The sequence below is a fragment of the Phaeobacter sp. SYSU ZJ3003 genome, from assembly GCF_041300735.1.
Taxonomy (GTDB): Bacteria; Pseudomonadota; Alphaproteobacteria; order Rhodobacterales; family Rhodobacteraceae; genus Phycobacter; species Phycobacter gallaeciensis_A.
Genome location: NZ_PXNU01000016.1, coordinates 1 through 24,336, shown reverse-complemented (window position 1 = coordinate 24,336; position 24,336 = coordinate 1). Strand labels below are relative to the sequence as shown.

Sequence of the window (24,336 nt, the reverse complement as noted above, 5' to 3'; positions counted from 1 at the left end):
CTCCCTTTATCATCTTGCCTTGTCCCGCCCGACCAACAGGCCGGGCAGCGCCCGTCCGCCCCCATGGGCGGGCGCTTCGCTTCCGCCCGCGGACGAGCTCTGCCCTTCTGGCTGACACCTCGTTATTCATCCCACCCCCTTAGCAGATCCGCATCCACCGGCACCGGGGCGGCCAGCAGCAGCTGGGCGTATCCCTTGGCCTGCGGGTCATTGCGCAGGGAGGAGGTGCCGCCCCCGCCCAGCGCGCCATGCAGCAGGATGTTCATCGACTGGCTGCCCGGCAGGTAGAACCGCTCGATCCGGCCCTTGGTGAAATGACCAAAGACGCAGGCGAGGTAGTCCGCATCCAATGCGGCCCAGATCCAGGGCATGAAGTCTGGGCGACGGGCGAGAATGCCAATATTGGCGATGTCACCCTTGTCACCGCTGCGCCCGAAGGCCAGGCGCACGAGCGGCACCTCGACCACCCTATTCGCTGCCGGAGCAACCGGCAGCGCAGGGCGCGTGGGCGGATCGGCGGGCTGCGGTTCAGCAGTCGGGATCTCGACCTCTCCCGCCCCGTCGCGCAGCGTCACCGGCACCTGATCCTTTGGCGTGAGGCAAGAAAACAACGCCAGCACCGGGCTAGGCCGGGGCCGCGTGCCCGCAAATCCCGAAAGGCCTGGCGGAGTGGCCAGCCCCAGGCCGGTTGCCTCTTTCATGAAAAGGCCAATGGCGCGGGCATCGACGTGGCGCACCGCGATCTTGGCAGCGACCTCGCGCGCCGGGGCGCTTTGGCGCATCGCGCCGAACTGGCTTTCGGCGCCGATCAGCTCCACGCTGACATCGGTGAAATCGGGCGCGTTCATGCGGGTCAAAGCCGCCCGAGTTCGCGACAGCGCCGCATCGGCAAAGGCCTGGGCCTTTTCCTCGGCCTCCAGCCCGTAGAAGGTGAAAATATGCCCGCCGCGATAGCCATCGGCATGGGTGAGGCAGGTCTTGTAGTCGCCGGGGACGCCGCGCCCCTTGGCCCCCGCCACATGCACCCGGTTCGGAGCGGTCTCTGTCAGTGTCACATTCGAGAAGTCACAGATCACATCCGGCAGCACGTAGGATTGCGGATCGCCGATCTCATAGAGCATCTGCTCGCCCACCGTGCCGCGCGAGACCAGCCCGCCGGTGCCTTCGGGTTTGGTCACATCAAAGGAGCCATCGGGGCAGACTTCGGCGATGGGATAGCCAATGCGGTCCAGCCCCTGCACCACATCGCGCCAATCGGTGAAATTCCCACCCGTGGCCTGCGGTCCGCATTCCAGGATATGCCCTGCCAGTGACCCGCCTGCGAGCTGGTGCAGATCCTGCGGCGCCCAGCCGAAATGATGGATGCAGGCGCCAAGGGTGACGGCGCTGTCGACGCAACGACCTGTAATGACGATATCAGCGCCCCGGTCCAGCGCGGCGGCGATGGGAAAGGCGCCAAGATAAGCGTTGATGCTGGCGATCGTGTCTTTGGGCGGAAAAGGCGCGCCGGAAAACATCTCGACCGGGCCTGTTGCGGCGATCTCTTCAGCCTGCCCGGTCAGATCGTCGCCTTCGATGGTGGCCACTTTCAACGACAACCCCTGCCGGGCGATTTCCTCGCGCAGGGCTGCAGCACAGGCGCCGGGGTTCACCCCACCCGCGTTGGAGATGATCCGCACACCCTGCGCCGCGATCTGGGACAGGTTGGGCGCCATGGCGCCGCTGACGAAATCCGTGGCGTAGCCTGCGCCCGGATCCTTGGCGCGCGCGCGGGCCATGATCGCCATGGTGATCTCGGCCAGGTAGTCATAGACGATGAAATCCAGTCCGCCCGCTGCCAGCAGTTGCGGTGTGGCCAGCGCAGCATCCCCCCAGAAGCCGCTGGCGCCGCCGATGCGCAGAATATCCGCCATGTCCTCTCCCCCCGTGACGCAATGCGCCTGTTTCAGGCCTAGCAAAGCTGTAGCGATGTCCTCCGCACCACAACAGACCGATCGTTCTGTTTCAGCCTGCCTGAAAGCGCAGGCAGGCCGCAACAGAAAATCCGCGCCGATGGAAAAGGACGTTAAGTCATTCAGATTCCGACAATGTGTTACAGATTTTCCAATCATCTACTTTTTGCGTTACATTTTGCTTGCCGCGAATCGCTGCTTTAATGTACACCGACTACACGGTCGGCTAATTTTTGAGCCAAACAGGAGACGCGAACCCCATGGATGCATTCATCTGCGATGCCACACGGACCCCCATTGGCCGCTACGGCGGCGCCCTCAGCCAGGTCCGCACCGATGATCTGGCCGCTGCCCCGATTGCCGCGCTGGTCGCGCGCAACCCGGACGTTGACTGGGCCAGCATTGACGATGTGATCTTTGGCGATGCCAACCAGGCCGGGGAAAGCAACCGCAACGTGGCCCGCATGGCGGCCCTGCTGGCAGGTCTGCCGGTGGATGTGCCCGGCACCACCATCAACCGCCTCTGTGCATCCGGCATGGACGCAGTGGGCATGGCCAGCCGCGGCATCCGCGCCGGAGACTATGACATGGCCATCGCAGGCGGTGTCGAAAGCATGAGCCGCGCGCCCTTCGTGATGCCCAAGGCAACCAGCGCCTTTACCCGCGCCAATGCGGTTTACGACACCACCATCGGCTGGCGCTTCGTGAACAAGAAGATGCACGAGATGTATGGCACCGACTCGATGCCGCAGACCGCTGATAACGTTGCAGAAGATTATGATATCTCGCGCGAGGATCAGGACGCATTTGCCGCCCGCAGCCAGGCCCGCTGGGCCAGCGCACATGAGGCAGGCGTCTTTGCCGAAGAGATCACCCCGGTGACCATCCCGCAGCGCAAGGGCGATGCCCTGGTCGTGGACACCGACGAACACCCCCGCCCCGGCACCGGCGCCGACAAGCTGGCGAAATTGAAGGGCGTCAACGGCCCGGACAAGAGCGTGACCGCAGGCAATGCCTCGGGCGTCAACGACGGCGCCGCTGCCATCCTGATGGCGAATGAGGCCGCCGCGGCCAAGAACGGCCTGAAACCGATGGCCCGCATCGTCGGCATGGCCGCCGCCGGGGTCGAACCCCGCGTGATGGGCATCGGCCCGGTCCCCGCGACGCAAAAGGTTCTGGCCCGCACCGGCCTCACCATCGACCAGATGGACGTGATCGAACTCAACGAGGCCTTCGCCTCGCAGGGGCTTGCGACCCTTCGCGCCCTTGGCGTGGCGGACGATGCGCCCCATGTTAATCCCAATGGCGGTGCTATCGCCATCGGCCATCCGCTTGGCATGTCCGGCGCCCGGCTGGTGCTGACCGCCGCCTATCAACTGCAACGTACTGGCGGGCGCTACGCGCTGTGCACCATGTGCGTTGGTGTCGGACAGGGCACCGCCCTGATCCTTGAACGTGTGTAATCAGTAAGGGAGGAAACGCGCTATGTATGCTCAGATGGTGAAATCCGAGGCCACGCAAGACGACCCCGAAAAACTCGCCGCCTTTCAGGCGCGGATCGACCGGGGCGAAAAGATCGAGCCCAAGGACTGGATGCCCGAGGGCTATCGCAAGACGCTGATCCGCCAGATCGGCCAGCACGCCCACTCGGAAATCGTCGGCCAGCTGCCCGAAGGCAACTGGATCACCCGTGCCCCGACGCTGGAGCGCAAGGCGATCCTGCTGGCCAAGGTGCAGGACGAGGCGGGCCATGGTCTGTATCTTTACTGCGCGGCGGAAACGCTGGGCGTCTCCCGTGACGAGCTGACGGAAATGCTGCTGGATGGCCGCATGAAGTATTCCTCGATCTTCAACTACCCGACGCTGAACTGGGCCGATATCGGCGCAGTGGGCTGGCTGGTGGATGGCGCCGCGATCATGAACCAGGTGCCGCTGCAACGGACCTCGTTCGGCCCTTACAGCCGCGCCATGATCCGGGTCTGCAAGGAAGAAAGCTTTCACCAGCGCCAGGGCTATGACGCCATCCGCAAGATGGCCGAAGGTACGCCTGAGCAGAAGAAGATGGCGCAGGACGCGCTGAACCGACTGTGGTTCCCGTCGCTGATGATGTTCGGTCCCTCGGACAAGGATTCGGTGCACTCGGCGCAATCGATGGCCTGGAAGATCAAGATGAACACCAATGACGAACTGCGTCAGAAGTTCGTCGACCAGACCGTGCCGCAAATCGAATTCCTGGGTCTTGAGCTGCCCGATCCCGGCATCAAGTGGAACGAGGAACGCGGTCACTATGATTACACCGATCCCGACTGGTCGGAGTTCTTCGACGTGATCCAGGGCAACGGCCCCTGCAATACCGACCGTCTGGCCGCGCGCAATGACGCCTGGAAAGACGGCGAATGGGTCCGTGACGGCCTGCTGGCCCACGCCCAGAAAAAGGCCGCGCGCAAACACGCCGCCGAATAACCGACCCAAGCCTTATCTGCCCCCTGCCCGGTCCATGATCGACCTGCGGCAGGGTGGCCCCTCAGCCAGGAGGAACACCCCATGAAACATGAATGGCCCCTTTGGGAAGTCTTTATCCGCGGTCAGCATGGCATGAGCCACCGCCACGTCGGATCGCTGCACGCGCCGGACGCCGAAATGGCGATCAAGAACGCCCGTGACGTCTACACCCGCCGCAACGAAGGCGTGTCGATCTGGGTGGTCGAGGCGAACAATATCGCCGCTTCCTCGCCCGGTGACAAAGGCCCGCTGTACGAGCCGTCGGAATCCAAGGTCTACCGTCACCCGACCTTCTTTGACATCCCCGAAGAAGTGGGGGCGATGTGATGACCCGCGAGGAAGCCTTTACACAGTTCCTTTTGCGGATGGGTGACAACACCCTGATCCTGGGCCATCGCGTCAGCGAATGGTGCGGCCACGCGCCGGTTCTGGAAGAGGATATCGCGCTGGCCAATACCGCGCTCGACCTCATCGGCCAGACCCAGATGTGGCTTGGCCTAGCGGGCGAAGTGCAGGGTGAAGGCAAATCGGCAGATGACCTCGCCTTCCTGCGCGACGTCTGGGATTTCCGCAATGTGCTGCTGGTCGAGGTGCCGAACGGCGACTTTGGCCGCACCCTGATGCGCCAGTGCCTGTTTGATGCCTGGCACTCGATCCAGCTGGGACACCTGATGAAATCCAGCGACGAACGGGTCGCCGCGATTGCCGCCAAGGCCAGCAAGGAAGTCGCATATCATCTGGAACGCTCGGCCGATACGGTCGTAGGTCTGGGCGATGGCACCGAGGAAAGCCACCGCCGCATGCAAGAGGCGCTGGACTACCTCTGGCCCTATGTGGGCGAGATGTTCCAGTCCGACGATGTGGACGCGGAGATGGTCAAGGCGGGTATTGCGCCCGATCCGGCCAGCCTGCGGGATGATTTTGATGCGCTGATCGGCCGGATCATGGGCGAGGCAACGCTGACCATCCCGGACAGTTCCTTTGGTCACAAGGGCGGGCGCACCGGCAAGATGCACACCGAGCACCTGGGCCACCTGCTGACCCATATGCAGTGGCTGCAGCGCGCCTATCCCGGCGCCAAGTGGTAACGACAACCGCATCACAGTAAGGGCACCCCCGACCTCGGGTGGGGGTGAAGCCCCCTCCTGTGGGGGAGGTCGGGGGCTGCCCGGCCTATCGACCGGGCAAAGCCAAAGTGGAGTGAGCCACATGAGCCAAACAGTAGACAAGCCAAGCGTGGAGCAGATCTGGGAATGGCTGGACGCCGTGCCCGATCCGGAAATCCCGGTGATCTCTCTGGTCGATCTCGGCATCATCCGCGGTGTCGCCTGGGATGGCGATACGCTGGAGGTGGCCGTCACCCCGACCTATTCGGGCTGCCCGGCGACGGCGGTGATCAACATGGATATCGAAACCGCCCTGCGCGATCACGGGGTCGACGACATCCGCCTCAAAACCCAGATCGCCCCGCCCTGGACCACCGACTGGCTGTCGGAAAAAGGCCGCGCCAAGCTGGAAGAATACGGCATCGCTCCGCCCCAGGCCGCAGGCGGCCCCGAAAAATGCCCCCATTGCGGCAGCAAGAACGTCACCCGTGTGAGCCAGTTCGGCTCCACCCCGTGCAAGGCACACTGGCGCTGTCAGGACTGCCTCGAACCCTTTGATTATTTCAAGTGCATCTGAGGAGACCTCCATGGCGCGCTTTCACGATCTAGAAGTCACCGATGTCCGCAAGACGATCCGCGATGCGGTTGTTGTCTCCCTGAAGCCCGCCAATGGCGCGGCGGCGGAGTTCGATTTCACCCAAGGCCAGTACCTGACCTTCCGCCGCGATTTCGACGGCGAGGAGCTGCGCCGCAGCTACTCGATCTGCGCGGGCAAGGAGGACGGCATCCTGCAGGTCGGCATCAAGCGCGTCGATGGCGGCGCCTTTTCGACCTGGGCCAATACCGACCTGAAACCCGGTGACACCCTACAGGCGATGGCGCCGATGGGCACCTTCTTCACGCCGCTCGATGCAGGCGCCGAAAAATCTTACCTCGGCTTTGCCGGCGGATCCGGCATCACCCCGGTGCTGTCGATCCTGAAGACCACCCTGGCGGCCGAGCCAAATTCGACCTTCACGCTGGTTTACGCCAACAAGGGCGTCAACACGATCATGTTCCGCGAGGAGCTGGAGGACCTGAAGAACCTCTACATGGGGCGCTTCAACGTCATCCATATTCTGGAAAGCGATGCGCAGGAGATCGACCTCTTCACCGGTCTGGTGACCGAGGAGAAATGCGCCCAGCTGTTCGAGCACTGGATTGATATCGACAACGTCGACACCGCCTTTATCTGCGGGCCGGAACCGATGATGCTGGGCATCGCCGCAGCGCTGCGCACGGCAGGCCTGAAGGACGATCAGATCAAGTTCGAGCTCTTCGCCAGCGCCCAGCCCGGCCGGGCCAAGCGCAAGGCGAGCGCCGCCGATGCGGCCAGCAACGCGAACCAGACCTCTGCCGCGATCACCCTGGATGGCGCCACCCAGACCATCGAGATGGGCAAGGACACCACCATCCTGGATGCGGCACTGGAGAACGCCATGGACGCGCCCTACGCCTGCAAGGCCGGGGTCTGCTCCACCTGCCGCTGCAAGGTGCTGGAGGGCGAGGTGGAAATGGTCACCAATCACGCGCTCGAAGATTACGAGGTCGAAAAGGGCTACGTCTTGTCCTGCCAGGCCTATCCTGTCACCGATAGGGTGGTCGTGGATTACGATCAGTAATGCATTTCATGGCGCGCCCTTCCGGGCGCGTCTGTGTTTAAGGGCCCGTTTCACAGGGCCGAATTCAGGGAGGATCAGATATGGCCGAGGACATGAGCCTCAGCAGCTATCTTGCGCAGGGCGGCAAGCTCACCAATCCATCCAACGTGCCGCCGCGCTATCGTGCGGAACTCTTGAAACTGATGGCGACCTTTGTCGACAGCGAGCTCGCCGGGGCGGCGGGCTTTGCCGATATCATCAACGAAGGTCCCGGCATCAAGGCCCGCATCGCCGCCGCCAAGATCGTGCTGGAGAAATCCGACAATGCCGACAAGGTGCTGCGGATCATGGGGGAATTCGGCGCCGATACCGAGGCCTACGCCGATCACCACCCCTGGACCGCGCGGCTGACCCGCGATGCCGACATCGGCCAGAGCCGCAGCAAGCACGACATGCGCCTTGCGGTGTTCAACTACCCGCTGGAAGGCTGGCTTGACGCCGTGGTGATGAACCTTCTGATGGGCCGCGCTGTCACGGTGCAGCTTGGGGAGTTGTCGCAGGTGTCCTACCAGCCGCTGGCCGAGGCTTTCCGCAGCATCGCCCCGATCGAGCAGCGCCATGCGGAGCTGGCCGAAGAGGGGCTGACCCAGCTGGTAGAGAACGGCGAGACAGCGCAGGCGCAGGAAGCGGTGGACTACTGGTGGCCCCGCGTTGCCGCCTCTTTCGGCTCGCAAACCTCGGAGAAATTCGACGGGCTGCGCGCGATGGGCCTGCGCCATGGCACCAATGCCGAGCTGCACGACCGCTGGGCCGCAGACGCGGGTGCGATCCTTGCGAAGCTGGGCCTGACACCGGGCAACTGAGCCGCTCCGGTCCCCCAATCCGGCGCAGGTCCCGACACAGGGTCCTGCGCGGTCTCCCCAAAAAGCGCCCATATAGTCAGGCGGGCAGGCAGGCGGGGCGCTCCCGCCCGGACGCGGTGCATCGCAGATGCGCCTTGTCCCCTTGGGCCGGGCGCGTGCCGGGCGGCGCGCGCAAAGCGCCCGATCCTCGGTGTTTTCCCATTTGTTTCGCGTGCGAAACAGCTTGCCAGATCCTTGTCCCGGCGCGCAGTGGCAACGCAACACCTCCACAGCCCCCACACACCCATGTGCAAAGAAGCGCCGACCGGGCACTGGACCTTGCCGGAAGAGCCTCCTAGTGTCCCGGGGACGCAAGACATTTTGAAAGGCCCCGATCATGGCAGCTGGCAGCACCATCCACACCTACTTCAACGGTCAGTGGCACGACGGGGACGTGCCGATCATGTCCGCCGCCGACCACGCGGCCTGGCTTGGCTCTTCGATCTTTGACGGGGCGCGGCTGTTTGACGGGGTGACGCCGGATCTGGATCTACACTGCGCCCGCGCCAATGCCTCGGCCTCGGCGCTGATGATGAAACCTACCGTCTCGGTCGAGGATATGGTGGAGATCACCCGCGAGGGACTGAAACGCTTTGCCCCCGGCGCTGCGGTCTATATCCGCCCGATGTACTGGGCCACCGATGGCGATGCGACGATGATTGCGCCCGAGCCGGAGACCACCAAGTTCGCGCTCTGCCTGGAAGAGATCCCGATGGCCCCGGCGGATGCCAGCGCCACGCTGACCCGCACCCAGTACCGCCGTCCGGTGCTGGAAAACGCCGTAGTCAACGCCAAGGCCGGCTGCCTTTACCCCAACAACGCCCGCATGCTGCGCGAAGCCCGCGCCAAGGGCTTTGCCAACGCGCTGGTGCAGGATGCCATGGGCAACGTGGCCGAAACCGCCACGGCCAATATCTTTATGGTGCGCGATGGCGAGGTCTTTACCCCCATCGCCAACGGCACCTTCCTGGCCGGCATCACCCGCGCCCGTCACATCAAGAACCTGAAGGCCGACGGCGTCACCGTGCATGAGACCGTGCTGAGCTTTAAGGACTTTGAGGAGGCCGACGAAGTCTTCATGTCCGGCAACATGAGCAAGGTCACCCCGGTCACCGCTTTCGACGACCGTCAGTATCAGATCGGCCCCATGGCCCGCCGCGTGCGCGAGATGTATTGGGACTGGGCTGCCACGCATGGGTGAGTGGCGGCAAAGCTTTCTGACCATCGCCGTCGGCGGGGTCGGAGCTTTGATCGCCTCCCTGATCCATATGCCGATGGCCCTGCTGGCCGGGCCTGCCATCGCCGTCAGCCTTGCCGGGCTCTGGGGCGCACCGATGGATATCGCGCCCCGGCTGCGGGATGCGGCGTTTCTGGTGATGGGGCTCAGCATCGGTTCGATGGTCAGCCCCGAAAGTTTTGCCGCCATGATGCGCTGGCCAGTGGCCTTTGGCCTGCTGGCGGCCCTGACCATTGTCACGCCCTTCGCCGGGCGTAGCCTTGTGCCCCGCATCCTGCCGTTTGAGCGACACGAATCCTTTCTCGCCGCCGCGCCCGGGCATCTGGGGCTGGTGATCGCGCTGGCGGACAGCCTGTCTCTGTCCCTGACGCGGCCGATGGTACTGGCCTCAATCCGGCTGATGTCGCTGACCCTGCTGGTGCCGCTGGGGGCAACCCTTGCGGGGATGGAGATCGGCTTTGGCCTGCCGGGCAGCGCTGCGGTGACACCACTGGGCTGGATCGCGATCCAGATCGCCATCGCCCTTGCCATCGCGCCGCTGCTGCGCCGGATCAAACTGCCCGCCCCGACGCTGATAGCCGGGATAACGGTCGCTGCGACGACCCATCTTGGCGGCTGGACTGCGGGCGGGTTGCCCGGCTGGGGGGCGCAGGGCGCGCTGATCCTGATGGGCAGCCTTATCGGGGGACGCTTTACCGGCATGAGCTGGCGCGAATTGCAGGGCAGCCTGCTGGCAGGCGGCGTGATCGTCCTTCTGACCTGCGGGCTGGCTGTGGCTGCAGCCCTTCCGGCGGCCTATCTGTCGGGCCTGCCGCTGTTGGATGTGCTGCTGGGATTTTCCCCCGGCGGGCTGGAAACCATGATCATCCTCGGCGCCGCGCTTGGCGCCGATCCGACCTTTGTCGCGGCAGCGCATCTGTTCCGCCTGATGGTGCTGGCGGTGGTGCTGATGCTCTATGCGACCCGGGTGGCAAACAGCGCCGCACTGAAAAGCAATGGACAGGACGCGGCCCCTCGGGCAGATTGATCAGGATTGTGGAGGCTACAGATGCGCAAATTTCTGGTTGTGCTGGATGACAGCCGCGAATGTCTGAACGCCATGCGGTTCGCCGCGATGCGGGCGGCCCGCACCGGTGGCGGGGTGGCGATCCTGTCGGTGATCCCGCCCGATGAATTCAACCACTGGATCGGCGTGGGCGAAGTCATGCGCGAAGAGGCCCGCGAACGCATCCATGCCCATTTCGAGGTTTTCGCCAAATGGATGCGCGACCGTCAGGGGGTGGATCCGGAGCTGATCATCCGCGAAGGCGAGGCCGTGCCCGAGATCCTGGCCCAGATCGAAGCCGATCCCGACATCGGCGTTCTGGTGCTGGGCGCGGGCACCGACCGTAAGGGGCCGGGACCGCTGGTAAACCAGCTGAGCAAGACCTCGGGTAGCCTGCCGGTGCCGATCACCATCGTGCCGGGCGATCTGTCCAAGGACCGGCTGGAAGCGATCACCTGAGCCCTCAATTGCTGCCGCTGTTCCCTGATGCACAGGTGGCTTTGGCAATTTAGAACCGTTCCAAACCTTGACTTGTGCGGCCACGGCGCGCATATCTCCTGCAGACCAACGGAGACCCGAAATGTTCATTCAGACCGAATCCACGCCCAACCCGGCGACGCTGAAATTCCTTCCGGGACAGACCGTTCTGGAGGCAGGCACCGCCGATTTCGCCAGCCCCGAAGCGGCAGAGAGCTCTCCTCTGGCCAGCCGCATCTTCGCCGTCAGCGGCGTCACCGGCGTGTTCTTCGGCAATGATTTCGTCACCGTCACCAAGGCCGACGACGTCGAATGGGATCACATCAAACCTGCCATCCTTGGCGCGGTGATGGAGCATTACCAATCCGGTCAGCCGGTGATCAGCGCAGGTGGTGAGCAGGCCTCGGGCCATGCCGAACACAGCGGCGAAGACGGCGAAGTCGTGAACCAGATCAAAGACCTCCTGGACAGCCGCGTGCGCCCGGCCGTGGCCCAGGATGGCGGTGACATCACTTTCCACGGCTTTGAACGCGGTGTTGTCTACCTGCACATGCAAGGCGCCTGCGCGGGCTGCCCTTCCTCGACGCTGACCTTGAAAATGGGCATCGAGAACCTGCTGCGCCACTACATCCCCGAAGTCACCGAGGTCCGCCCGGTCGCCGTCTGAGCGGCAGGACAGACCCGTCGCCATGCTGGCGACCTGAAAGGACAGAGGATGAAAACCGAACCACTGGTTCTGGGCTTTGACACATCGGCCGCGCATTGCGCGGCCGCTTTGCTGCGCGGTGACACCCTTGTTGCCGAGGCGCTGGAGCCGATGACACGCGGGCAGGCCGAACGGTTGATGCCGCTGCTGGAAGAGGTGCTGGCGACAGGCGGCGCCACATGGGCGGATCTGGATGCCATCGGTGTCGGCGTCGGCCCCGGCAATTTCACCGGTATCCGCATCGCAGTTTCCGCCGCCCGAGGTCTGGCGCTGGGTCTTGGCGTTCCGGCCGTGGGCATCGACGGTTTTGACGCCCGCGCCGCCACAGGAACCCTGCCCGGCATTCCCGCCCCGCGTGATCAGGTCTATGCCGCCCTGCCGGATCAGGCACCGCGTCTGATGCCCCGCGAGGAAGCCGAAGAAGCCGCGCGCGGCGCCGGGCTGACCTTTGCGCCCGAGGCCTCTCCCGCAGGGCTGGCCGAGGCGATCGCGCGTCTGGCAGCCGCCCGGATGGATCAGGACACAGCCGCCCCCGCGCCCCTCTATCTGCGCGCTGCTGATGCCGCCCCCGCGCGCGATACCCCGCCTGCGCTGATCGATGGCTGACGCCGTGGCCCCTGCCCCAGCCACAGACGACATGGCTAGGACACACGCGGCGGCCTTTACCCAGTCGCGCCCATGGAGCGCTGCGGAATTCGCCGACCTTCTGGACAGCCCCCTGACTTTCGCAATCGGTGATGCCCGCTGTTTCGCCCTTGTCCGCGTCATCGCGGATGAAGCCGAGCTGTTGACCATCGCCACCCAGCCCGCGCACCAGCGCCAGGGTCTGGCCCGGCAGGTGATGCAGGACTGGCAGGATCTCGCCCGCACACGCGGCGCCACCGAAGCCTTTCTGGAGGTGGCCGCCGACAATACCCCGGCGCAGGCGCTCTACCAGGCATGCGGATTCGCCACTTGCGGCACCCGGCCCGGTTATTATGCCCGCAAAGGCGCCGCCCCTGTGGACGCGGTGCTTATGCGGTGCAGCTTACGTTAGGCCACCCGTATGGAATTCCACCGTTTGGTCAAAAAGCGGTTGACCCTGCCGCGATGCTGCGGGCTAAATTGCCGCACCTCTATTCGTCCCGGTCACATAACGCACCGGGCAGCCCAACGGCGGCTGTGACAATCATAAAACACAACTGGGAGTATTCTAATGAGCCTGATGAAAACCCTGATGGGCGGCTCGGCCGCACTGGCCGTCACTGCGGGCGCGGCCCTGGCGGATCCGGCGCTGATCTTTGACCTTGGCGGCAAATTCGACAAATCCTTCAACGAAGCGGCGTTCATGGGCGCAAAACGCTGGGCAGACGAGACCGGCGGCAGTTTCCGCGAGATCGAACTGCAGTCCGAAGCCCAGCGCGAGCAGGCCCTGCGCCGTTTTGCCGAAGCCGGCTCCAACCCGATCGTGATGGCAGGCTTTGCCTTTGCTGACGCTCTGGGCCAGGTGGCTGCCGATTACCCGGACACCAAATTCACCATCATCGACATGGTCGTGGACGCACCCAACGTGCGCTCGGTTGTCTTCAACGAGCACGAGGGCTCCTACCTCGTCGGCATGATGGCGGCTGAGGCCTCCAAATCCGGCACCGTCGGCTTCATCGGGGGCATGGACATCCCGCTGATCCGCAAATTCGCCTGTGGCTATGCCCAGGGCGTGATGGCCGCCAACCCCGACGCCAAGGTGATCGCCAACATGACCGGCACCACCCCGGCCGCCTGGAATGACCCGGTAAAAGGATCCGAGCTGACCAAGGCGCAGATCAGCCAGGGCGCTGACGTGGTCTATGCTGCGGCAGGCGGCACCGGCGTGGGCGTTCTGCAGACCGCTGCGGATGAGGACATCCTGTCCATCGGCGTGGACAGCAACCAGAACCACCTGCACCCGGGTAAGGTACTGACCTCGATGATGAAACGCGTGGACAACGCGGTTTACGAGGCCTTCAGCGATGGCGCTGACATGGAAACCGGTTTCTCGGTCATGGGGCTGGCCAATGGCGGCGTCGGCTACGCGCTCGACGACAACAACGCGCCGCTGGTTTCGGACGAGATGAAAGCCATGGTGGACGCCGCAGCCGAAAAAATCGCCTCGGGCGAACTGAAGGTGCATGACTACATGTCTGACGACAGCTGCCCGGCGCTGTCGTTCTGATCGGCAACCGCTCTGGCCCGGCCTGAACAGGCATAGCCAGAGCCCACTTTGCCCGGAGGCTGCCGCAACGCCGCCTCCGGGTTTGGTTTTTCCATCCCATCCGAGGGACGCACCGCCGCACCGGTATCCGCCCCCTGCGCATCACACCGCCCCCCCCGGTCCGCGCCCCCGCATGTTGAGGAGCCAGAATGACGGCACCAGCGATTGAACTGAAAGGCATCTCCAAGGCCTTTGGCCCCGTCCAGGCCAACAAGGACATCTCCATCAGCGTCGCCCCCGGCACGATCCACGGGATCATCGGCGAAAACGGCGCCGGCAAATCCACCCTGATGAGCATCCTTTACGGCTTTTACAAGGCCGATAGCGGCGAGGTCTGGATCAACGGCAAGAAGACCGAGATCCCAGACAGCCAGGCCGCCATTTCCGCCGGGATCGGCATGGTGTTCCAGCATTTCAAGCTGGTCGAGAATTTCACGGTGCTGGAAAACATCGTTCTGGGCGCCGAGGACAGCGGGCTGTTGATGCCCTCGCTGACCCGCGCCCGCAAGGAGCTGAAGGCGCTGGAAGAGGAATACGAACTCTTCGTGGACCCGGACAAGCGCATCGACGAGATTGGCGTCGGCATGCAGCAGCGGGTGGAGATCCTGAAGGCGCTTTACCGCAAGGCCGAGATCCTGATCCTTGACGAACCCACCGGCGTTCTGACCCCGGCAGAGGCCGACCAGCTGTTCCGCATCCTCGACCGGCTGCGCGCCGAGGGCAAGACGATCATCCTGATCACCCACAAGCTGCGCGAGATCATGGAGGCGACCGACACGGTCAGCGTCATGCGCCGCGGCGAGATGACCGCAACGGTAAAAACCGCCGAGACCAGCCCCGAACATCTGGCCGAACTGATGGTGGGCCGCAAGGTGCTGCTGCGCGTGGACAAGGTCCCCGCCAAGCCCGGCAAGCCGATCCTGGAAGTCGAGAACCTGCGCGTCGTGGACGAGGCAGGCGTCGAGCGCGTCAAGGGCATCGACCTCAATGTGCGCGCCGGAGAGATCCTCGGCATCGCCGGTGTGGCGGGCAATGGCCAGTCAGAGCTGCTGGAAGTTCTGGGCGGCATGCGCCCCGGCACCGGTACGATCCGCCTCAATGGCACGCCGCTGCCGCTGTCTGGCGCCGGATCGGACGGGCGGGCACGCCGCGCCGCCCATGTGGCCCACGTCCCCGAAGACCGACAGCGCGAAGGGCTGATCATGGATTTCCACGCCTGGGAAAACGTCGCCTTTGGCTATCACCACGCGCCGGAATACCAGCGGGGCCTTCTGATGGACAACGCCGCCCTGCGCGCCGACACCGCTGCGAAGATGGAGAAATTCGACGTGCGCCCGCCGGATCCCTGGCTGGCCGCCAAAAGTTTTTCCGGCGGCAACCAGCAGAAGATCGTCGTCGCCCGTGAAATCGAGCGCAATCCCGACCTCTTGCTGATCGGCCAGCCCACCCGCGGCGTCGACATCGGCGCCATCGAATTCATTCACAAGCAGATCGTCGCCCTGCGCGATGAGGGCAAGGCGATCCTTCTGGTCTCGGTCGAGTTGGAAGAGATCCTGTCCCTGTCTGATAGGGTGGCGGTGATGTTTGACGGTATGATCATGGGCGAACGCGCCGCCGATCAGACCGATGAAAAGGAACTGGGCCTTCTGATGGCCGGTGTCGCGGGGGAGGCCGCGTAAATGGAAAAAATGCCGAAATGGGCCGATGTGGTCCTGATTCCGCTGATCAGCCTGATACTGGCTGCCTTCCTGTCGGCTCTGGTCATTCTGGCCATCGGCGAGGACCCACTCGCCGCGGTCAAGATGATGGTGACAGGCGCGCTCGGCTCCACCTATGGCTGGGGCTACACGCTGTACTATGCAACCAATTTCCTGTTCACCGGCCTTGCGGTCGCTGTCGCCTTCCACGCCCGGATGTTCAACATTGGCGGCGAAGGGCAGGCGATGCTGGGGGGGCTTGGCGTTGCGCTTGTCTGCCTTTACATCCCCTGGCCTCACTGGTCTCTGGCGCTGATCTTTGCCTCCCTTGGCGCCGCCCTCTTTGGGGCCGCCTGGGCTGCCATACCGGCCTATCTTCAGGCCAAGCGCGGCAGCCATATCGTCATCACAACCATCATGTTCAACTTCATCGCAGCCGCGGTTCTGAACTATATGCTGGTCAATGTGCTGAAGCCCGCAGGGGCCATGGATCCAGCCACAGCCCGCTTTGCCGAAGCTGTTCACCTGCCAAGCCTGCACGAGCTGCTGGCCCCATTCGGTATCGCCTTTTCCAAATCGGCACCGGCCAACGTGAGCCTTCTGGTGGCCGTTGCCGCCTGCGTGGTGGTCTGGCTGCTGATCTGGCGTACGCGGCTGGGGTATGAAATCCGCGCCTATGGCCATTCCGAACCCGGCGCTCTTTATGCCGGGATCTCTCCGGTGAAGATCATCATGATCTCGATGCTGATCTCGGGTGGGCTTGCGGGCATGATGGCGATCAACAACGTCATGGGCGAGGCCGAGCGTCTGGTTCTGAACTCTACCGAGGGCGCCGGTTTCATCGGCATCGCCGTGGCGCTGATGGGGCGCAACCATCCCTTTGGCGTTTTCCTGGCCGCCATCCTTTTTGGCTTCCTCTATCAGGGCGGCGCGGAACTGGCGCTCTGGACCTCGATCCCGCGCGAATTGATCGTCGTCATTCAGGCGCTGGTCATCCTCTTTACCGGCGCGCTGGACAATATGGTGCGGATACCGCTTGAAAAGATCTTCCTTGCATTGCGGAAGGAGAAAGCCTGATGGAATTCCTGACCATAATTCAGGTGCTGGACAGCACCGTCCGTCTGGCGACGCCGCTGCTTCTGGCCTGTCTGGCCGGCCTGTTCTCAGAGCGCGCGGGCATCTTTGACATCGGCCTTGAAGGCAAGATGCTGATGGCCGCCTTTCTGTCCGCTGCGGTGGCCGCAATCACCGGCAATGTCTGGCTGGGGCTGCTCGCGGGCATCGCCTCCTCGCTGGTGCTGGCCGGGCTGCACGGGGTCGCTTCGATCACCTTCCGGGGCAACCAGTTGATTTCCGGGGTTGCCATCAACTTTCTGGCCGCAGGCATGACCGTGCTGATCGCACAGGATTGGTTCCAGCAAGGCGGGCGCACCCCCTCCCTGCTGCGCGAAGGACGCTTTGGCGGTCTTGAACTGCCCTTTGCCATCGGCCCCAGCGACGCCGAGGCAGCGGGCCGCCCCCTGTCCGAACTGATCGCAGAAGCGGGCATGTTCCAGCAGGTCTATTCCGAGCTGCTGTCGGGGCATTCCATCCTCGTCTATGCCGCCTTCCTCGCGGTGCCGCTCACCTGGTGGGTTCTGTTCCGCACCCGTTTCGGCCTACGTCTGCGCGCGGTCGGGGAAAACCCGGCAGCGGTGGACACGGCCGGTGTTTCGGTGGTGGGGCTGCGGTTTGCCGCCGTTGCGATCTGCGGCCTTCTGTGTGGCATCGCGGGCGCCTATCTGGCGACGGCCCTGCAGGCCGGTTTCGTGAAAGACATGACCGCCGGTCGTGGCTTCATCGCGCTGGCGGCGCTGATCTTTGCGAAATGGCGGCCCTGGCACGCGATGGGCGCCTGCCTGCTGTTCGGCCTGTTGCAGGCGGTCGCGCTACGGTTTCAGAACATCGAACTGGGCAGCGTCACCATCCCGGTGCAGGTGATGGATGCCCTGCCCTATATCCTGACCGTGGTGATCCTGGCCGGTTTCGTCGGCAAGGCCATTCCGCCCCGCGCCGGCGGCGAGCCTTACGTGAAGGAGCGCTAAGAGCGCACCGCTCACACAGCCGCATGACCCAGTCAAACCGCCCGGCCCCACGCCGGGCGGTTTTGCGTTTTGCACGTGCCCTTCCCCCTCAGCCGAGGTGATAAGTCCAGATTGATCCCGATTATCGGTCCTGAATGCTGCGGGGCGGCATCGCCAGTTGATTTTAAACCGGCAAAGGGGTCTAAATTGAGTATGCAGATCTACCTTCCCATCGCCGAGGTTTCGGTCAATGCCTTCCTTCTTCTGGGGCTGGGTGGGCTAGTGGGTATCCTTTCGGGGATGTTCGGCGTCGGCGGTGGTTTTCTGATGACGCCACTGCTGTTCTTCATCGGCATTCCGCCTGCCGTGGCGGTGGCGACCGAGGCCAACCAGATCGTCGCTTCCTCTTTTTCCGGCGTCCTTGCCCATTTTCGAAGGCGCACCGTCGATATCAAGATGGGGCTTGTGCTGCAGGCCGGTGGTCTGCTTGGCGCCGCGCTCGGCGTGGTGGTCTTCAATCATCTGAAACAGATGGGTCAGGTCGATCTTCTGGTAAAGCTCTGCTACGTCGTCTTCCTTGGTGTCGTTGGCGGGCTGATGTTCATCGAAAGCCTCAGCGCCCTACGCAAATCCCGCAAATCGGGCGGCGCGCCCGCAGCGCGGCGCCAGCGCAGCTGGGTGCATGCCCTGCCCTTCAAGATGCGCTTCCGCACCTCCGGTCTTTATATCTCGGTGATCCCGCCGGTTCTGGTCGGCGTCGCGGTCGGCATTCTGGCCGCGATCATGGGCGTGGGCGGCGGTTTCATCATGGTGCCCGCGATGATCTATATCCTCGGCATGCCGACCAAGGTGGTGGTCGGAACCTCGCTGTTCCAGATCATCCTCGTCACCGCCTTTACCACCATGCTGCACGCCACGACCAACTTTACCGTGGACATCGTGCTGGCCGTGCTCCTATTGGTTGGCGGCGTCGTCGGGGCGCAGATCGGCACCCGCATCGGCACCTATCTCAAGGCCGAACAGCTGCGGATCCTGCTGGCACTGATGGTGCTGCTGGTCTGCGGCAAACTGGGGCTTGAGCTTCTTATTCAGCCGGACGAGCTGTTCTCGCTCGGCGTGGCAGGAGGTCACTGATGACGCCGCTCTTCCGCCTGTTGCTAATTGCCCTGCTCAGCCTTCCTGCGGTTCTCGCTTCCCCGGGTCGCGCTAACGAGCGCGAAGCGGTTGTGCTTGGCCTCAGCCAGAACCGTGTCGCCATTACCGCCGATTTTGACGGCTCTGAAATCCTGGTTTTCGGCGCGGTGAAACGCGACACTCCGATCCCCGCAGATGCGCCGCCGCTCGAAGTGATCGTCACCGTGTCCGGCCCCTCCGCCCCGGTCACCGTGCGTCGCAAGGAAAAGAAGCTTGGCATCTGGGTCAATGTCGACAGCGTGCTGGTCGACTCCGCGCCCAGCTTTTACGCCGTAGCCACCAGCGCCCCCTTCGGCGCGGTTCTGACGGATATCGAGGACCTGCGCCACAAGGTATCGGTCGAACGCGCCATCCGCTCGGTCGGGGCCGCGATGAACATCCGCGGCGCCCAGGATTTTGCCGAGGCCGTGGTGCGCATCCGCCGCGAGGAAGGGCTTTACTCCCTGCGGCCCAGCACCGTCACCGTGGACCAGCAAACCCTGTTCCGCACCGCGATCGACATGCCCGCGAACCTGACCGAGGGCGCCTATACCACCCGCGTCCTGCTGACCCGCGGCGGCGAGGTGGTCTCCAGCTATGAAACCGCAATCGACGTGCGCAAGGTCGGGCTGGAGCGGTTCCTTTACGCCCTCTCGCGCGAACGGCCCTTTATCTATGGGATCATGTCACTGGTCATCGCCGTCCTCGCCGGCTGGGGCGCCTCGGCAGCCTTCCAGCTGCTGCGCGACCGGTAGGAGCGTCAATTCATGCCGTTTCGCTGTCTTAACAGCCGGTTGGATTGCCACCTTAGCAATCAGATGTATCGCGCAACGGGACAGCAAGCATGATCGCCTATGTCACCGTCGGAGCTGACGATATCACGCGTGCCAAACAGTTCTATTCTGCCTTCCTACCGGCCCTTGGTTATGGGCTATCGGAGGGACCTGAAGGTCTAAGCTATGCCCTGCCAGTGGAGCCGGGCCAGTCTCCTGCTCTGCCTGATTTCTACGTCAAACCGCCCTTCGATGGAGAGGCGGCCTCGGCTGGCAATGGCGCCATGGTGGCCTTTGAGGCGCGCAGCCAGGATCAGGTGCGCGCCCTCCACGCCGCCGCGCTGGCCGCAGGTGGCACTGATGAGGGACAACCGGGTTTTCGTGACACCTATGGCCCCCGGTTCTTTGTCGGCTACTTGCGCGATCCACAAGGCAACAAGATCGCATTGTTTTCTAGCAACCCGAACGAGACGGGACGGGATGACTGATCCTTTTCACCGGGACTGAAACGCCCCCTTCATCCCTTTGCCAATGATCTTTACATTGCAGTGAAGGTAGCCAACGCTCCCCCCATTTTCATTCAGTTATTCTGCAAAGGTGCTCTATTCATGTCTACGAAATACGGTCGCACCTTTCACCTACCCAGCTCTCCCGGCGCCACTAAGGACGACAAGATCATGAGCGATCTGTCGCAACTTCTGGCCTCGTCAGAGGTAATCGCAACAGAGAAGATGGATGGTGAGAACACCACGATCTTCTCCGACGGCTGCCACCCGCGCAGCCCAGATGCCAGATACCATCCCTCCCGCGATTGGATGAAGGCCTTTGCTGCAGGCGTGTCCCCGCAACTTGCGCCGGATGAACGGGTTGTCGGAGAGTACGTCTACGCACGCCATTCCATCGCCTATGAGGCGCTACCCACATACTTTATGGGCTTTGCATGGATTCTGGGAGACACAATACAGAGCTGGGAGGATACCCAAGCACGACTTTCTGAGCTCGGCATTTCCAGCGTACCAGAGCTGTTTCGCGGCCCGTTTTCGACCACTCTGGTGGACCAACTGGTCGCACAAATGGACTTTGACCGGCAAGAAGGTTTTGTCATTCGCACAACAGGGTCATTTACCGAAGCCGAGATGGCTACCCATCTGGGAAAATACGTGCGTGCAGACCATGTGCAAAGCGACATCCACTGGATGAAGGCCGAGCTGGTAAAGAACGGCCTTGCCTGACCGGGCTGGGTCGGCGGACCGCATAAAAAGCAACCATTTCACGGAGCTCTCGCAACAGGCACCGCGCCACGCGCGGTGCCCGGCCCAACGGGATGAGAGCTGCGTCCGCAGACCGAAGACGGGCGGGAGCGCTCCCCCGCCATGTCCCCTGCCCTGCCTTGATCAGCCGCGGCCGATATAGGGCATCTTGGTGGCCATCACCGTCATGAACTGCACATTGGCCTCCAGCGGCAATTCAGCCATATGCAGCACCGACCGCGCCGCATCCGCCACATCAAAGGTGTCCATCGGCGCGGCCTCGGGATTGGCCTCGGTATGGCGATGGGCCAGATCCTCCACCATCGGGGTACGGGCATTGCCGATATCGATCTGCCCGCAGGCGATGTCAAAGGGCCGACCGTCCAGCGAGATGCTGCGCGTCAGCCCGGTGATCGCCGATTTGGTGGCCGCATAAGGCGCCGAGCCGGGACGCGGCACATGGGCAGCGATGGAGCCGTTGTTGATGATCCGTCCGCCCTGCGGTGCCTGATGGCGCATCTGCCGAAAGGCCGCCCGCGCCGCCAGGAACATGCCCGTGAGGTTCACATTGACCGAGGCATGCCAGTCCTCCAGCGCGATCTCATCGATGGTGCCGGGCGGCGTGAAGATACCTGCGTTGTTGAACAGCACATCCAGCCGCCCGGCCTGCATGGCAAAGCTGTTGACCGCATGATCCACGGCGGTGGCATCGGTGACATCGGCAGGCAGCACATAGGCCCGGTCGTGCCCCAGCGCCACCTCCGCCAGCTTGTCCGCGCGCCGGGCCAGCAGGCCCACGGTCCAGCCTTGGGTCAGGAACTGTTCGGCCACTGCCCGACCAATGCCAGAGCTGGCGCCGGTGATCAGGATTGTCTTGTTGCTCATAACGCGGTTTCCTCCTCTGCCTCGAGTGTCAGCGCCGCCACCGGTGCGGCGCGCAGATCATCCACCCTGAGCGGCCCGGTGGGCTTGGCCAGCCGGTTGCGCACCACCCAGATCAGCCGCTCCTGCGCCCGGGTAATCGCCACATAGGCGAGCCGCTTCCACAGCGGCTGGCCGGCCTCGACCCGGCCCATGCGCGCAGCAGCGTAGATATCGGGGGCAAAGACCTGCGCGGTCTCCCATTGCGAACCCTGCGCCTTGTGAATGGTCACCGCCGCCCCATGCAGAAAGGTCGCCCCCATGCGCGCGGCAAAGGGGATGAAGGGCTCTTCCTCATCCGGTTTTTCGATCTTCACGATGGAGGCAGCCGAGACCTGCGGATCCTCGGCGCCCATCACGTGCAGGCGGGAAAATCCGGGTTTGCGGCCGGGGCCGAGGTAGATCACCTGCGCGCCCTTGATCAGTCCGCGCGCCTCAAGATCAAGACGTTTCTTGCGGTGTTTCAGCGGCAGTTCGATACCGTCGCAGATCAGCGGTTCCCCTTCGATCAGCGCATCCTCGGGGGCGCCATGGACGCTGCGGAAGGCGTTGATCAGCCGGATGCGGGTGTTGTTTCGCCAGACCAGCACCGGAGAGCGCGCCATCAGGTCGACCTCGACCCGCTGCCCCCAGACCACGCGCTCGTCGCGGCGGGCGGTGTCTTCGACCATACGTTCGAAATCTTCGAACCCGAGCTGCGGATCCGCCAGCGCATGGGCGAGGTCCAGAATAGGGTTATCGGCCTCTTGTCGGTGAATGCGGCTCAGCACCAGTTTGCGCGTCTCTGGCAGCCCGTCAAAGACCATGGCGCCGGATTGGTTCACCGGTGCCAGCTGCGCCGGGTCGCCAAACAGCAGCAGGGTCGGGAAAATCTCTTTGAGATCGCTGAACTGGCGGTCATCCAGCATCGAGGCTTCATCGACAAAGCCGATGTCCAGCGGATCCTCGCGCCGTTTCCAGCCGGTGATAAAATCGGAGCCGCGCAGCCCTGCCGCCGCCAGCGCCCCGGGGATCGATTTGTTGCGCTCGTAAAAGGCCGCCGCGCGGGCCAGCGCCTCTTCGGTAAGACCTTCGATATCAGGCTCTTCGCCGTTTCCGGCCAACCATTCGGCGATGCGTTCGTATTCGGGATCGTAGACCGGCGTGTAGAGAATCCGGTGAATGGTGGTCGCGGGCACCCCGCGCAGCCGCAGCACGCTGGCTGCCTTGTTGGTGGGGGCCAGAATCGCAAGGGTGCGCTTGCCGCTTTTCTTGCGGCTTTCGTAATCGCCCGACACCACTTCGACGCCGGCATCTTCCAGCGCCTTGTAAAGCTCGGCCAGCAGCAGGGTCTTGCCCGATCCCGCCTTGCCGATCACCGCCATCACCCCGGCATCGCCGCGCGGCGGATGCAGCAGACCATCGTCCAGATCCACCCCGGCCTGGTGCAAAAGCGCGGTCACGCTGTCAAAAGCGGCGGCCTGATCGTCGGAGAATTGAATAAGCGGCTTTGTCATGGCGCGACCCTACAGCTGCGGGGTCGGCTGCACCAGATGCAACCGGCCCCGTGGCATGTGGGGTCGCAAGACAGACCCGGGTCCTAGCCAGTCAGCGCCATCTGCTTCATCGGGTCGGCACCGCCAAAGGAGCGGTCGAACCACAGCCGCGACAGCTCGGGCGCGATGCCCGCGCGGCTGGCCACCATGTCATAACTGTCCGGAGTGAACTCCCACAGACCGACGTTGATCTGGTCACGGCCTTCTCCCTCGGTGCGCAAAACCTCGGGGCTGGAGCCGATGGCGCGGTAGATGCGGATCATCCGGCGGTCAAAGACACCGACGAAATGGCGAATGCCGAAATTGCGCATGATCTCACCCCCGCCCAACATCAGCGCACCTGCCACCTTGGACGGCGCATTGCGCGACAGGCAGAACCGGGTGCATTCCCAGATCAGCGGACTGGTGATCGGGCTGCCGCCAGTCAGATGGCCAAAAATCTCGTTCACCATCACCCGCCCGGTGGTCGGCAAAAACCGCATGGAGCCGCCATGGCTGCCATCCGGCATTTCCCAGATCACATAAAGCGGATCCAGCGCATCGTATTGATCGCGTTCCTGTCCGTTGGCATCGACGCTGACCTCCCAGCCCAGACGGGTGCGGAATTGGTCGGCGCGATCCTGAAACATGGAGCGGGCCAGTTCAGGATGTTTATGCAGGTCGTGTCCGTAGATATAGCGAAGCATTTTTTCGTCCCCTTTTGCTTGAAATGCAGGGGGAGCTTACGCCCAGAAGGCGATGCGCCAAAGACATTAACGAATTCATAAGATTGGATTTGAGCAGATTTTCGCGCCCGGATCAGACAACGATAAAGCCGCAGCTTAATGCGCGGGCAATTGCATGAGTCGTATTCAGTGCGCCGAGCTTAAATCGAGCACTTTCAATGTAAACGCGCAAGGTATGTTCCGAAATTGAAAGCGTTTGTGCGACCTGCGCACGGCTATAACCAATTGCCAGCAGGGTCAGTGCATCAATTTCCCTTGGCGACAGGGTTTGGGCCTGTTCCGGGCCGCGATCAGGTTCGAATTCCAGCGCTTTGCGGTTGAAATAATGCGCCATAAGGGGACTATCCTGAATTTTGTGCGCTGACGTGGTAACTGCTCACAGAGGAGACCCACGTATGAGCA

Annotated in this window: 25 protein-coding genes and 1 pseudogene; 21 read left to right on the top strand and 5 right to left on the bottom strand. The window is 63.4% G+C overall.

Translation table 11 applies throughout. The annotated features are described in order from the left end of the window. Window positions 1-122: 122 nt before the first annotated feature. Window positions 123-1,913, bottom strand: a complete 1,791-nt coding sequence (locus tag C6W91_RS07585; protein ID WP_370570657.1) for an acyclic terpene utilization AtuA family protein — start codon at window positions 1,911-1,913, stop codon at window positions 123-125. A 299-nt stretch (window positions 1,914-2,212) separates the two neighbouring features. Here C6W91_RS07585 and pcaF point away from each other — a divergent pair, with 299 nt between their 5' ends. The 21 genes from pcaF (at window position 2,213) to C6W91_RS07480 (ending at window position 20,735) form a co-directional block, all read left to right on the top strand. Further along, on the top strand, window positions 2,213-3,415 hold the full coding sequence (gene pcaF, locus C6W91_RS07580) for a 3-oxoadipyl-CoA thiolase (protein ID WP_065272555.1): 1,203 nt from the start codon (window positions 2,213-2,215) through the stop codon (window positions 3,413-3,415). A gap of 22 nt (window positions 3,416-3,437) precedes the next feature. Then, the gene (gene paaA, locus C6W91_RS07575; RefSeq protein ID WP_065272554.1) at window positions 3,438-4,415 is read left to right on the top strand and encodes a 1,2-phenylacetyl-CoA epoxidase subunit PaaA; all 978 of its coding nucleotides are present in this window, start codon (window positions 3,438-3,440) and stop codon (window positions 4,413-4,415) included. Between the two features lie 81 nt (window positions 4,416-4,496). Continuing rightward, window positions 4,497-4,781 carry a 1,2-phenylacetyl-CoA epoxidase subunit PaaB gene (gene paaB / locus C6W91_RS07570; protein WP_065272553.1) on the top strand — a complete coding sequence of 95 codons (285 nt, stop codon included), beginning with the start codon at window positions 4,497-4,499 and terminating at the stop codon, window positions 4,779-4,781. Further along, entirely contained in the window at window positions 4,781-5,542 is a 762-nt protein-coding gene (gene paaC, locus C6W91_RS07565) for a 1,2-phenylacetyl-CoA epoxidase subunit PaaC (protein ID WP_065272552.1), read from the top strand. Before paaB ends, paaC begins: the two co-directional genes overlap by 1 nt. 121 nt (window positions 5,543-5,663) lie before the next feature. Continuing rightward, window positions 5,664-6,137, top strand: coding sequence for a 1,2-phenylacetyl-CoA epoxidase subunit PaaD (gene paaD, locus C6W91_RS07560; protein WP_370570656.1), 474 nt, complete (start codon window positions 5,664-5,666; stop codon window positions 6,135-6,137). A gap of 10 nt (window positions 6,138-6,147) precedes the next feature. Next, a complete protein-coding gene (paaE, locus tag C6W91_RS07555; protein ID WP_065272551.1) occupies window positions 6,148-7,221 on the top strand; it encodes a 1,2-phenylacetyl-CoA epoxidase subunit PaaE in 1,074 nt (357 codons plus the stop codon). A gap of 80 nt (window positions 7,222-7,301) precedes the next feature. Next, on the top strand, window positions 7,302-8,063 hold the full coding sequence (locus C6W91_RS07550; protein ID WP_370570655.1) for a Phenylacetic acid catabolic protein: 762 nt from the start codon (window positions 7,302-7,304) through the stop codon (window positions 8,061-8,063). Between the two features lie 376 nt (window positions 8,064-8,439). Then, a complete protein-coding gene (locus tag C6W91_RS07545; RefSeq protein ID WP_065272549.1) occupies window positions 8,440-9,303 on the top strand; it encodes a branched-chain amino acid aminotransferase in 864 nt (287 codons plus the stop codon). Then, a complete protein-coding gene (locus tag C6W91_RS07540; RefSeq protein WP_370570654.1) occupies window positions 9,296-10,366 on the top strand; it encodes an AbrB family transcriptional regulator in 1,071 nt (356 codons plus the stop codon). The genes C6W91_RS07545 and C6W91_RS07540 overlap by 8 nt, the downstream gene beginning before the upstream one ends. 21 nt (window positions 10,367-10,387) lie before the next feature. Beyond that, a complete protein-coding gene (locus C6W91_RS07535; RefSeq protein ID WP_065272547.1) occupies window positions 10,388-10,843 on the top strand; it encodes a universal stress protein in 456 nt (151 codons plus the stop codon). Window positions 10,844-10,964: 121 nt separating this feature from the next. Then, a complete protein-coding gene (locus C6W91_RS07530) occupies window positions 10,965-11,528 on the top strand; it encodes a NifU family protein (RefSeq protein ID WP_065272546.1) in 564 nt (187 codons plus the stop codon). A 48-nt stretch (window positions 11,529-11,576) separates the two neighbouring features. Continuing rightward, on the top strand, window positions 11,577-12,173 hold the full coding sequence (tsaB, locus tag C6W91_RS07525) for a tRNA (adenosine(37)-N6)-threonylcarbamoyltransferase complex dimerization subunit type 1 TsaB (protein WP_370570653.1): 597 nt from the start codon (window positions 11,577-11,579) through the stop codon (window positions 12,171-12,173). After that, on the top strand, window positions 12,166-12,603 hold the full coding sequence (locus tag C6W91_RS07520; RefSeq protein ID WP_274839423.1) for a GNAT family N-acetyltransferase: 438 nt from the start codon (window positions 12,166-12,168) through the stop codon (window positions 12,601-12,603). The genes tsaB and C6W91_RS07520 overlap by 8 nt, the downstream gene beginning before the upstream one ends. A 159-nt stretch (window positions 12,604-12,762) precedes the next feature. Continuing rightward, on the top strand, window positions 12,763-13,758 hold the full coding sequence (locus C6W91_RS07515; protein WP_370570652.1) for a BMP family protein: 996 nt from the start codon (window positions 12,763-12,765) through the stop codon (window positions 13,756-13,758). A gap of 188 nt (window positions 13,759-13,946) precedes the next feature. Then, window positions 13,947-15,476 carry an ABC transporter ATP-binding protein gene (locus C6W91_RS07510; RefSeq protein ID WP_065272542.1) on the top strand — a complete coding sequence of 510 codons (1,530 nt, stop codon included), beginning with the start codon at window positions 13,947-13,949 and terminating at the stop codon, window positions 15,474-15,476. Then, complete coding sequence (locus C6W91_RS07505) at window positions 15,477-16,571, top strand: ABC transporter permease (protein ID WP_274827619.1); 1,095 nt, start codon at window positions 15,477-15,479, stop codon at window positions 16,569-16,571. Then, window positions 16,571-17,578 (top strand): ABC transporter permease, encoded by a 1,008-nt coding sequence (locus C6W91_RS07500; protein ID WP_274866931.1) that lies wholly within the window; start codon window positions 16,571-16,573, stop codon window positions 17,576-17,578. Before C6W91_RS07505 ends, C6W91_RS07500 begins: the two co-directional genes overlap by 1 nt. Before the next feature lie 192 nt (window positions 17,579-17,770). After that, the gene (locus C6W91_RS07495) at window positions 17,771-18,691 is read left to right on the top strand and encodes a sulfite exporter TauE/SafE family protein (protein ID WP_274827617.1); all 921 of its coding nucleotides are present in this window, start codon (window positions 17,771-17,773) and stop codon (window positions 18,689-18,691) included. Next, complete coding sequence (locus tag C6W91_RS07490) at window positions 18,691-19,485, top strand: TIGR02186 family protein (RefSeq protein WP_065272538.1); 795 nt, start codon at window positions 18,691-18,693, stop codon at window positions 19,483-19,485. Before C6W91_RS07495 ends, C6W91_RS07490 begins: the two co-directional genes overlap by 1 nt. An 89-nt stretch (window positions 19,486-19,574) precedes the next feature. Next, complete coding sequence (locus C6W91_RS07485) at window positions 19,575-19,991, top strand: VOC family protein (protein ID WP_370570651.1); 417 nt, start codon at window positions 19,575-19,577, stop codon at window positions 19,989-19,991. Between the two features lie 120 nt (window positions 19,992-20,111). Then, the gene (locus C6W91_RS07480) at window positions 20,112-20,735 is read left to right on the top strand and encodes an RNA ligase family protein (protein WP_274827614.1); all 624 of its coding nucleotides are present in this window, start codon (window positions 20,112-20,114) and stop codon (window positions 20,733-20,735) included. 162 nt (window positions 20,736-20,897) lie between these two features. Here C6W91_RS07480 and C6W91_RS07475 read toward each other — a convergent pair whose 3' ends face one another. From C6W91_RS07475 to C6W91_RS07460, 4 genes and pseudogenes are all read right to left on the bottom strand, one after another. Then, on the bottom strand, window positions 20,898-21,638 hold the full coding sequence (locus C6W91_RS07475) for an SDR family oxidoreductase (RefSeq protein WP_370570650.1): 741 nt from the start codon (window positions 21,636-21,638) through the stop codon (window positions 20,898-20,900). Next, entirely contained in the window at window positions 21,635-23,170 is a 1,536-nt protein-coding gene (locus C6W91_RS07470) for an ATP-dependent RecD-like DNA helicase (RefSeq protein ID WP_274827613.1), read from the bottom strand. The genes C6W91_RS07475 and C6W91_RS07470 overlap by 4 nt, the downstream gene beginning before the upstream one ends. An 83-nt stretch (window positions 23,171-23,253) precedes the next feature. Beyond that, window positions 23,254-23,895 carry an acyl-homoserine-lactone synthase gene (locus C6W91_RS07465; RefSeq protein WP_370570649.1) on the bottom strand — a complete coding sequence of 214 codons (642 nt, stop codon included), beginning with the start codon at window positions 23,893-23,895 and terminating at the stop codon, window positions 23,254-23,256. A 112-nt stretch (window positions 23,896-24,007) separates the two neighbouring features. Beyond that, window positions 24,008-24,271, bottom strand: a pseudogene (locus C6W91_RS07460) (response regulator transcription factor); the annotation flags it as partial. Window positions 24,272-24,336 lie beyond the last annotated feature (65 nt).